The sequence below is a fragment of the Bacillus sp. S4 genome (genome assembly GCF_040838205.1).
Lineage (GTDB): Bacteria > Bacillota > Bacilli > Bacillales > Bacillaceae_G > Bacillus_A > Bacillus_A cereus_U.
This window is the reverse complement of sequence record NZ_JBFPJI010000124.1, coordinates 1-9,682: the sequence shown is the minus strand read 5'-3', so window position 1 is coordinate 9,682 and position 9,682 is coordinate 1. Positions and strand designations below refer to the sequence as shown.

The window sequence follows — 9,682 nt, the reverse complement described above, 5'->3', positions numbered from 1 at the left end:
TTACAATATCTGTTATATAATAGTTAAAAATTGCATTTTTTACGAAAAGAGATGATAGCATGGCCATATTGTTGGCACTTATCCCGATTATGATGATTTTTATTTGTTTGTTTTTGTTTAAACAAACGTCATTAAGAGCTTCATTAATCTCTTATGCCGTTTCTGTCGGAATCGTTTTACTCTCGCCAACATTTCGGTTAGGGATAAGTGAAACTGTACATGCAACGATTAAAGGTTGGTTAATTTGTTTTATTGTTGGATACGTTTTGTTTTTCGGTATTTTTTTATTTCACCTCATGAACAAAATGGGATACATCGATCAAGTAGCGAGATTTCTAGAACAAGTCACGCACGATCGATTATTACAAATGCTTCTTATGTGTTTTGGAATTTGTTCACTTATTGAATCAGTAAGTGGGTTCGGAATTGGTTTTATGGTCGCAGCACCTATTTTTCTTTCTCTCGGTTATAAACCGTTTCAAGCTGTGCTACTTTCGTTTATCGGTTTACTTGCAAGTTCATGGGGCGCGATGGCAACGGGTACGATTATCGGTTCTCAGCTTATTAACATGCCACTCACGACTCTTGGCACAAATACAGCATTATTAAGCATCCCGATTTTCGCATACTTTATCATCCTTTCTTTATACGTTGTCGGTGGCTTTCAGGCAGTTATAGAAAAGTGGAAGGAAGGGATAGGATTCTTTCTATTATTTTCTCTCGGAATCTATCTTTCTAACGCATACGTAAGTGTTGAACTAGCAGGAATATTAAGTTCTATCGTTACAATTTCATTTGGCTTTTTAATCATTAAATTAAAAGGAAAAGGTGAGCAAAACCTTTTAACAGAACATGCGGCGGCTACGGAGAGAGAAGTATCGATTATAAAAATTATTAGCCCTTATATTTTTTTAACGGTTTGTATTTTACTTTCTCGCCTCGTTCCAGCATTACATGATTTGCTCAGGTCATATGCAGTTCTCGATTTAAAATCATATTCTTACAAATTAGAGTTACTATATTCGCCAGGGTTTTGGCTCGCCATGACTTGTTTATTTACAATCATTTTCTTCCGCATTCCATCTAATATTATTAAACAATCACTCTCGCAAACGATAAAACAATGGATTCCATTCGCAATTACAACGACAATGTTCATTGCGATTTCAGAAATAATGGGCGCATCAGGCATGCATTCATTACTTGCAAAAACAGCTGGTGAAACATTTGGTACGTTTTTTGTTTTCGTTGCTCCATTCATTGGCGGAATTGGCGGCTTTTTAACAGGTAGTAATGCAGGATCAAATGCGATGTTTATTAAACTCCAAATGCAAACAGCACAAAACGTAGCACTTCCGTGGCAATACGTCACAACACTTCAAAACACCGCATCATCAGTAGCGACAATTGCTTGCCCATCACGGATTACACTTGGTGCTTATTTATGTAATATTCCGTATCGTGAAAACGAACTACTAAAGAAGACGACGTTAATGATTTTTGGTGCGGTGTTACTTGTAGTGGTAGAGGTGATTTTTTGGTATATATTGAGAAATTAAAAATCCTCCTAACATAGGAGGATTTTCTTTATGACTGGATAATGTTTTAAATATGAAAAGCTTCTACTAAATGAATAGGAGATGAAAGGTATGCCCTTAAAAAACTACGGTGTATTAAAAGGTACAGTTATACAATCTAAGATTGGAAAAGGCAAAACACCTCATTATCAAGTTCATTTACAAGGTGAAGCAGGAGTAGATTATCGCATTGCAATTAACGTGAAATCGCAAAGTTATCCGTCAGAAGTTTTATATTTTGCGAGCGACGATATTCGATCAGAGGCGATTCATATTTTACCGACATTACCGTTCGGTTTTACAGAAATAAAAAATAATGAACCGAAAGTAGCTTTAGATTATGTAAGAGGTAATTTATTTGATTCCAAGCAAATGATTCCTTTACCTGCTGAAAAAGCAGGAGTTGATAATGATTTAAATGAAAAGATAGAGCGTTATATAAAGCGAGCAATAGAAGAAAAGGCGATTATTTATGCGTTTGGTGAAAGGTGGGGACCAGAAGAAGAGGTTCCGGATTCGTATTTCCACTTTACACCTGGAAATGGTATACATGATATTCATATGAACCAAGGGAATGTAGAGAAATGGCAAGGTGATGATGGCAAATGGCAAGACGGTGGTTTGCTCATTCATTTTGAGAAGAAGGAAGAGTGGATTGGTATTTTTCTTGCCTTTCAGTCACAGTCATGGTGTACGGATGAAGAAGGGCATGCTCGTGTTCCGGTTGAGCATTGTGATTATAAGAAAAATAACTGATGAGAAGAGCTAGTTCAAAATGGACTAGCTCTTCTCATTGTATACAAGATATATAGTGATGAAATTATGTTTGTAATATTAAAAAATGGTGATAGGGTTATTGATTTTTATTCGTATTAGAAAGTAGGTACCCAATTAGCAGGACAAGGAGGTCTACCTTTGAAGATAACGGAAGAAAATGTTGTGCAACAAATTAAAAAGCGTAATGAGAAAAGCGTTACGTTTATTATTCAAACATACGGCGGTTTACTAAGCGTGATTATTAAAAGATATGTACAGAGTAATCAGCAAGATTATGAAGAATGCTTAGATGATGTATTATTAGCCATTTGGTTTCATATCGATTCATTTGATTCAAGTAAAAATACGTTTAAACAATGGATAGCAGCCATTGCTAAATATCGAGCAATTGATTATCAGCGGAAAAATGCGAGAAATCAGCAACAAACTGTCTGTACGGAGATTAATGACCATCTGTATCAAGAACAAAGAAAATCAAACGATTTCTTAGACGTACAGGAATTGCTTAGTGAGTTGTCAGCAACAGAGCGTAACATTTTTGAAAAGTATTATTTAGAAGGTGTACCGTCTCGTGAAATTGCTTCCCATCTTAACGTGAAAGAATCATGGATCCATAACAAACTGTCACGCGGACGAAAAAAGCTCAAGCAGATTTTTATTTTTAAAAATGGAGTGTGAGGGCATGTCTATTTATAAAGAGTTAAATGATATTCAGTTGGATATCACAGAATTTGAGGAGGTCACCTTAACTAAACTAGAGGAAAAGCAGTGGGAAAAGCGTGTGAAAAATAGGCTCCGTAAAAACAAACAATCAAAAAAGTGGTTCGGAGTCGCTGCGGTTTGCATGCTAATTGTCAGTATTACAGTGCCGCTTGGACAATCATCTTTAGCTAATACACCATTTATTGCAGGATTGATTGAAAAATATATTGATAAACAGCAACAACTTGACTATTCGCCCTATAAAACGGCTATTGGAAAAACTGCTGAAAATAAATACGGTAAACTGACTTTAAATGAGGTATTAGTGGATGAAAATAAACTGCTCATTAGTTCAACATTTGAGCCAGTAAAGGGTGTGAAGTTTGATTATCAAACATTTTTAATTCCACAGGTGCGTATAAATGGCCGTGATTTTTCTAATACAAAGGATGCACAGTCAATTGAAGTAAATGATTCTATGTTTACAATCTACAGTGCCATCGAGTTAAGTGAAATGCCACAAACTGATGCACTTCAAATCGAAATTACTTATGATACATTCAACAGAGATACTGTAATTGAGCAACCATGGATATTTGATATTGAAGTATCGCAAGCTAAGTTGATGAAAGAGAAGCAGACGTTTGAATTAAATGAAACAATTGCTTTATACGATGGCAATAAAGTAACTGTTAAAAAAGTAGTTTTTACGCCGATTTCCACAACGATTTATTATGATGTGACAGAAAGTGAAAATGAAAATATTTATTTTAAAATCGAATCAGAATCTGGAGAAGTACATACATTTAAAGAGACGGTTATATCGAATAAAGATGGCGGCATTTCTTTTAGTAGATTTGATGGAATTAATGTAGCGGTGGGTAAATATGCACTTGTACCGTATTCAGGTAAAGAAAAGAAAGGGATTGGACCATCTATTCCGATTCAATAGCTTATTAAATCTGGTAAATAATTTTCTAAAGATAAAAGAGGGTGTTCACAATGAACGCCCTCTTCTCATCTTATAAAACCCAAAACTCACAAGTGTAGAAATACAAGAGAAAAGCAGCGCCACACTAGAAAATGCAATGAGATACATATTATATTTCATCATTTTGCCGATGAGTTGGTTACTGTCGTACTGAAAAAGTCCTGCAATTATATTGAATAAAAATAACATGATAAACATGACGATGACGCCGTCTATTGATCCTTTAATGTCTGGTTTACTTAAAGCAATATGTGCGGAAATACAAATAGCTATAAATAAAAATAACCAAAAAGAAGGGGTTAATAAATTGCTCATTGTAAACAAGCTCTTTAATAAAAAGAATGTTGATAAAAACATGTTTTGGATCATGTCTAAGTTAATAGAAGTCGATGCAATTGTTGTTTCAAGAGTCGTATTAAATAAAGAATATGACTCTGGTACGAAATAGCGCATTAAAAGTATTAAGGCAGTAATACCAGAAATAATAGGGCCGATGCCGATAAAGAAATTCCCGATTCGTTGATATATACTTTTTTGATTGTATTGATGTTGTACGTAACCTAAAGCTCCCTGACTTGTATCTGTTGGGAAGAACTGCGTTGCTACAATTTTATGACGAAATAATAGACACATAATTGCATGTCCAAGTTCATGAATAGGGACACCAATCCATGCAGTCAAAAGAAAGCCTTTCCTTCCGAAAGCTCTCGACCAATACGTTCGTGTGAGAGATTCTAAATAACCTAATATAAATCCAATTACAATGATGACACCAATTAAAGAAAATAATTGGATCACGCTTGTAAGGAGTGTTTGAAAAATCGAGTTTACAAATTCCACTGTCTTCATCCAATCTGTTAAAAATGTTAGTTGCTCTGTTTCATAATAACATTATTTTTCTATATTACTAGCACGCATAGTTTCGTTTAAAAGAAGGATTTCATATTCTTTTTCTTGTAGTCATGTTTTATGTACAAAGTCATATATTGAATTTGTAACACCCTATAAGGTATATGCTTAAGGAGGGATGAGAGAATGAAATGTACGGCGTGTAATACAGAAAATGCAGCGGGAGCAAAGTTTTGCGGGAATTGTGGACATTCGTTATCGGAAGAAGTAGTAGTAAGTGGTGTGCAGGAAGAAGGGCAACTATCGAGCGCGGCACAAGTAAAGGAAACTCGCCCAAATGAAACGGTAGAGCAGGCGAAACAATTTGCAAGTGGCTATTTTCAGTTCTTTAAAAATGCTTTTAAATCACCATCGGCCATTATGGAAAGTGGAAATATTGAAGTGCGAAATGGAATTGTAAGTCTTGTGCTTATTTGCTTTTTAGGAGCATGTATTTTTTATAGAATGATGAGCACAGCGGCGACTGTTACGAGGACATTAGTGCCGGATGTATCTACTCCTACTTTCTTTGGAGAATCTGTAATGGTCTTTTTCTTTTTATTAATTTTAACTTTATTTGTCGGATTTATTATTTTTGTAAGTGGTAAGATGATGAAATCATCTTTTTCTTTTCTTGAAGCATTCGGCATATGGGGGACGATAGCGACGCCAGCTATTGCTATACTAGTTCTTTCTTTTCTTTTTAGTTTCTTATTAATCTTTTTCTTACCAATATTACTATGGATAGCTACAACGTATATGGTAATTAGTATAATTGTAGCTATATTAAAACTAGATAACGGTGGATTAGATCCTGTGTACACACTTCTTATCGCAAATGTTTTAATTGGAATTGCAACGTTTATTGTGTTTTGGTCTTACATTAACACGATAATTCAAACCTTTACTGGGGGATTAACTGGCTTCTAACGAAAAGGTGGTTGAACGGATGAATGTATGCACAAAGTGTGGGATTCATTTTGAAGACGGTGTGCAATTTTGTCAAAACTGCGGGACGAAGAGGGGGAATCCTGTAGTAAAGAAGCAAAAAATGAGCAAAGGGACAATAATTGGAATTACACTTTTAACATTTTTTATTATAGTATTGGGCGGATTATATGCGTATGGATCTTCATATTACTCACAATCATCGCAAGTAGAGAGAATTATTACTGTTTTACAAGAGAGGGACGGAGAGAAGTTAGCTGAGATTGTCACGACAGATGATCCAGCCGTTATTGTAACGAGAGAGAGTGTAACGCCTCTATTTTCATATATAAAAGAAAATCCATCTTACGTGAATGAATTGAAAGAATATTTGAGGCAAGGTGAAAAACAAGGGGATGGAATAGAAAGAGCAGATTTTTCTTTAACGAAAGACGGGAAGTATTTCGTTTTATTTGATCGGTATAAATTGAAAGCGAAGACGTATTATACGACTCTGCTTACAAATGAAAAAGGTACATCTTTAAAATTGAACGGAAAAGAAATTGATAAAACAAATGATAAAAAGTTTGACAAGCAATATGGACCGTTTCTTCCAGGAACTCAAGTATTTCAAGCAGAATATAAAAATGACTATGTAAAACTATTACGTGAGGAAAAGGTTGTACTTATGAAACAAAGTCAAAATAATGTAACGATAGATTTAACACTGCAAGGGCAATATATTACAGTTCAAACGAATGCGCCTGGTGCGACATTATACGTGAATCAAAAGCCAGTTACAGCGTTGACCGGAGAAGAAATTAGGTGGGGACCGATAGCGACTGATGGAAGTGCGGCGATTTATTTAGAACGAAATGGAGAAAGCGGAAGGGAAACGACAAAGGTAGAAACGGTAACGGGACTTTCGGCTTATAATCTTCCATTCCAAAAGAAAAGTGCAGAAAAAACAGTTGTTTATAATGTCACTCCGCCAACTACTACTCATTATGTATATAATGGTTTCATCTTCCCTGATAGTGATATTCGAAAATTAACAAGTACGGACTTAACATATTTAACGAAAGAACAGTTGAAAATTGCTAGAAATGAAATATACGCAAGGCATGGACATATGTTTCAAACGAAAGATATGCAAGCGTATTTTTCAAAACAGTCTTGGTATAGAGAAAATCCGTATTTTACGGGAACGTTAACGAGTGTGGAATCTTATAATGTTGAACTGATTAAATCAAGAGAATAGAGTGCATGAAAAAGGTACAGTGTATATTACTGTACCTTTTCTATGGTTGTTTAGATGGACCGGGATCCCTTGAGAAAAAGATGTGAAAGAGGAATGTGACTTTACTTGCTCCTCCTGATGTACTAGCTTGCACATCAGATAATGCACTAGATGTTAAAACACCTTCAGAACGAGGCGGTACGACTATTTTGAGGGCATCATCTGATTCTGATGATGCAGTAACTGTTATTGTATCATCAGATAAGTTCAAAATTTTAACAGTACCGATTGGTAAGATGGATTTGCCAGCGTGTGATGCTGAAGCGAAGCGAGAGCCTTTCCAAATAGTTTGTGCGAAAGTCTCATCATTAGATAACCAAGCGCGAGCACTATAAAGTGTTGCGTTAATGGAAAATTCTTGGTCAAGCGACAGGGCGGCTTTCGGTTCTTGCGGTTCCTCTGGAAGCTGGGCGAGAAGGCCTGCGCACATGTATATTTCACCTACTTTCAATTATAACTATTATAGCATATTAAACATCTTGTTTATAAGACACGACGGATACCTAGTAACACATAGTCTTGTGTACCAAATTTGTAGATTAAATTCTCTTTCTTTACAATGGAAGTAGGTGTTATTTCTATAAAATATGGAAATCGTAAAGAGTATGTAAAAAAGAAGGAGTGGTAAAGTGAACTATGTCATTATTGGCGGAGATGCAGCGGGTATGAGTGCAGCAATGCAAATTGTTAGAAACGATGAAACTGCAAATGTTGTAACGTTAGAAAAAGGTGAAATCTATTCATACGCTCAGTGCGGATTACCGTATGTGATTAGTGGTGTTATCGCCTCTACTGAAAAGTTAATTGCACGCGATGTAAAGACGTTTCGTGATAAATATGGAATTGATGCGAAAGTGCGTCATGAAGTAACAAAAGTAGATACAGAAAAGAAAATTGTATATGCAGTACATACGAAGACGAAAGATGTATTTGAATTTTCATATGACCGTTTATTAATTGCGACTGGTGTACGCCCTGTTATGCCGGATTGGGAAGGTAAAGATTTACAAGGTGTTCATCTTTTAAAAACAATTCCGGATGCTGAGCGTATAGTAGACACATTACAAACAAATAGCGTTGAGCACGTAACGATTATTGGCGGCGGTGCAATTGGTCTAGAGATGGCAGAAACATTTGTAGAACTAGGGAAAAAAGTAAGAATGATTGAGCGAAACGATCATATTGGCACAATTTATGATGCCGATATGGCGGAATATATACATAAAGAAGCAGATAAACATAATATTGAAATTTTAACAAATGAGAATGTAAAAGCGTTTAAAGGAAAAGAAAGAGTCGAACAAATTGAAACAGATAAAGGTACGTATAAAACAGATCTCGTTTTAGTATCTGTCGGTGTACAGTCAAATACTGATTTTCTTGAAGGGACAAATATACGTAAAAATCCTAAAGGTGCAATTGAAGTAAATGCTTATATGCAAACGAATGTACAAGACGTATATGCAGCAGGGGATTGTGCAACGCATTACCATGTAATAAAGGAAATGCATGACCATATCCCGCTTGGAACGACCGCAAATAAACAAGGGCGACTTGCTGGACTCAATATGGTTGATAAACGAAGAGCGTTTAAAGGTACGTTAGGTACAGGCATTATTAAATTTATGAATCTGACGCTTGCAAGAACAGGCTTAAATGAAAAAGAAGCGAAAGGGCTAAACATCCCGTATAAGACGGTCAAAGTAGATTCAACAAATATGGCGGGCTATTACCCGAGTGCTTCGCCACTTCACTTGAAATTACTATATCACGCCGATACGAAACAATTATTAGGCGGACAAGTAATTGGAGAAGAAGGTGTAGATAAACGTATTGATGTTATCGCAATGGCACTTTTCAATAAAATGAGCATTCACGATTTAGAAGATGTTGATTTAAGTTACGCACCACCATATAACAGCGTTTGGGATCCAATTCAACAAGCAGCAAGGCGAGCGGAATAGCACTTTTTAAGTGCTATTTTTTTCGTTAAAGGGGAATAAATAAAGTTTCACTTTATTTCGAATATACCGTTCACCCTTGAAAACATAGTACGTATCGCTTATATTGTCATATAGTATTTATTTTTTAATAAAGCAATGAACGAACCAGGGGGCACAGTATGGCAATTAACATGAATACAATCGAAGAATGGATTGCTGAATCAAATGCAAGAAACGAAGAAGACTTAGGAAACGTTGTTGAAGAGATGAAAGAAGTCTGTGTCGGACTTGATAACGCGACATTAATTTATACGAAAAACGTATTTTGTTTCGGTAAGAAAGTAGAAGTATTGTTCTTCTTCCAAGATCACGTCGTTATCGGAGAAGAGAAGGAAGAGTATATTGAGATTGGAAAATTAAAGTATGATGATATTACAAATAGTAACTTAAAAACAAATGATAAAAATACAACGTTAGAATTAAAGTTTGCTAACGGACAATCTATCAGTTTAGATAGTCTGAATGATAACTACGGCACGAAAAATTGGTTATTTGCAAGACAAATTAAGAGTATTTT

10 protein-coding genes are annotated in these 9,682 nt (G+C 35.5%); 8 read left to right on the top strand and 2 right to left on the bottom strand.

The annotated features are described in order from the left end of the window. The first annotated feature begins 59 nt into the window (after positions 1-59). From AB3X48_RS13300 to AB3X48_RS13285, 4 genes are all read left to right on the top strand, one after another. Positions 60-1,559, top strand: coding sequence for an L-lactate permease (locus AB3X48_RS13300; RefSeq protein WP_088098812.1), 1,500 nt, complete (start codon positions 60-62; stop codon positions 1,557-1,559). A 90-nt stretch (positions 1,560-1,649) separates the two neighbouring features. Beyond that, a complete protein-coding gene (locus AB3X48_RS13295; protein ID WP_088098813.1) occupies positions 1,650-2,333 on the top strand; it encodes a DUF2278 family protein in 684 nt (227 codons plus the stop codon). A 159-nt stretch (positions 2,334-2,492) separates the two neighbouring features. Then, complete coding sequence (locus AB3X48_RS13290) at positions 2,493-3,032, top strand: sigma-70 family RNA polymerase sigma factor (protein WP_088098814.1); 540 nt, start codon at positions 2,493-2,495, stop codon at positions 3,030-3,032. A 4-nt stretch (positions 3,033-3,036) separates the two neighbouring features. Further along, positions 3,037-4,008: a DUF4179 domain-containing protein gene (locus AB3X48_RS13285; RefSeq protein ID WP_088098815.1), complete on the top strand. Its 972-nt coding sequence runs from the start codon at positions 3,037-3,039 to the stop codon at positions 4,006-4,008. 45 nt (positions 4,009-4,053) lie between these two features. Here AB3X48_RS13285 and AB3X48_RS13280 read toward each other — a convergent pair whose 3' ends face one another. Continuing rightward, the gene (locus tag AB3X48_RS13280) at positions 4,054-4,887 is read right to left on the bottom strand and encodes a hypothetical protein (protein WP_088098816.1); all 834 of its coding nucleotides are present in this window, start codon (positions 4,885-4,887) and stop codon (positions 4,054-4,056) included. A 195-nt stretch (positions 4,888-5,082) separates the two neighbouring features. On the opposite strand from AB3X48_RS13280, the gene AB3X48_RS13275 reads away from it, so the two are divergent. Both AB3X48_RS13275 and AB3X48_RS13270 read left to right on the top strand, forming a co-directional pair. Further along, positions 5,083-5,865, top strand: a complete 783-nt coding sequence (locus tag AB3X48_RS13275) for a zinc ribbon domain-containing protein (protein ID WP_256416066.1) — start codon at positions 5,083-5,085, stop codon at positions 5,863-5,865. Positions 5,866-5,884: 19 nt separating this feature from the next. Further along, positions 5,885-7,123: a TcaA 3rd/4th domain-containing protein gene (locus AB3X48_RS13270; RefSeq protein WP_256416065.1), complete on the top strand. Its 1,239-nt coding sequence runs from the start codon at positions 5,885-5,887 to the stop codon at positions 7,121-7,123. 40 nt (positions 7,124-7,163) lie between these two features. Here AB3X48_RS13270 and AB3X48_RS13265 read toward each other — a convergent pair whose 3' ends face one another. Next, a complete protein-coding gene (locus AB3X48_RS13265; protein ID WP_016104209.1) occupies positions 7,164-7,592 on the bottom strand; it encodes a hypothetical protein in 429 nt (142 codons plus the stop codon). A 199-nt stretch (positions 7,593-7,791) separates the two neighbouring features. Between AB3X48_RS13265 and AB3X48_RS13260 the strand changes: the two genes are divergently transcribed. Further along, positions 7,792-9,126: an FAD-dependent oxidoreductase gene (locus AB3X48_RS13260; protein ID WP_016104210.1), complete on the top strand. Its 1,335-nt coding sequence runs from the start codon at positions 7,792-7,794 to the stop codon at positions 9,124-9,126. Between the two features lie 158 nt (positions 9,127-9,284). Continuing rightward, on the top strand, positions 9,285-9,682 hold a 398-nt coding region (locus AB3X48_RS13255), incomplete at its 3' end, for a DUF3908 family protein (protein ID WP_367959670.1).